This window comes from Polaromonas sp. P3_C2 (assembly GCF_056402675.1).
The window spans coordinates 1-747 of sequence record NZ_JBFUGX010001142.1; the positions used below are offsets into that span (position 1 = coordinate 1).

The 747-nt window shown below is 54.2% G+C and carries 2 protein-coding genes; one reads left to right on the plus strand and one right to left on the minus strand.

The annotated features are described in order from the left end of the window. Positions 1 to 335 (plus strand): hypothetical protein (locus AC1DWI_RS25200; RefSeq protein WP_477726187.1); only part of this gene is annotated, 335 nt, incomplete at its 5' end. Positions 336 to 449: 114 nt separating this feature from the next. Here AC1DWI_RS25200 and AC1DWI_RS25205 read toward each other — a convergent pair. After that, positions 450 to 747, minus strand: a 298-nt coding sequence (locus AC1DWI_RS25205) for a hypothetical protein (RefSeq protein WP_477726188.1), incomplete at its 5' end; no start/stop codon positions are given.

Here is a 747-nt window from a genome sequence, read left to right on the forward strand (position 1 = left end):
TGGCTGAAGACCTGCCGGTAAAGGCATTTCAGGTTAGTCTCAGTTTCTCGGCGATCTTGTCGTTAGATGGGACCTCGGAGTTTTCGTCCTATGCCTGCAAATTTGTTGCGACGTTTGGTATAGAGGAAAGAGGGGGCTTTGAGGATTGGGGAAACATCCCTCCCTCCGCAGTCACTCCATATTTTGCGATTACTCACTTCTTAGCGAGGCAACGAGCTGAAGAGCGATTCTTATCTGCAGGATTCCGAGGTGTCGTTTTACCTCCTTTGGATATAAGCAAGGGCTTGTCGATGCAGAATACGGACCAACCTGGCCGCTCCTCGGAAACTCGCTGAATTGCGTTCAGCGCTCAGGTGAGTTATGTAGGAGCATTGGAGGCCTCAAACCAGAATGACGAGCGGGCTGGTCATGAAGGTCCGACCCTCTTCGTGATTCGAGGGTCTCAATGATCAAACCTCCCCATGCATTAGTGCATGCACTTCATCGGCCAGGTTGATCAGCGTCAGCTTGAGGCTGGCGCTGCCCAGAATAAACGCCGCCGTCTTCCAGTCGTCCGCGTCGAAGTTCTCATCAATCAGCTTGTGCAGGCCGCGCAGCTTGAGCGTGTCCGTAGCTTTCGAAAGCGCCTTGCCGGCCGCGTGTTCTTGTTTGTAGTGGCCCACGATCTCCGCCTGCTGCGCCTTGGTCAAACCTTGTATCAGTTCAGCGATCGGTGCGTGTCCGGCTTCGGCCAGCAGGTCGTTCAAG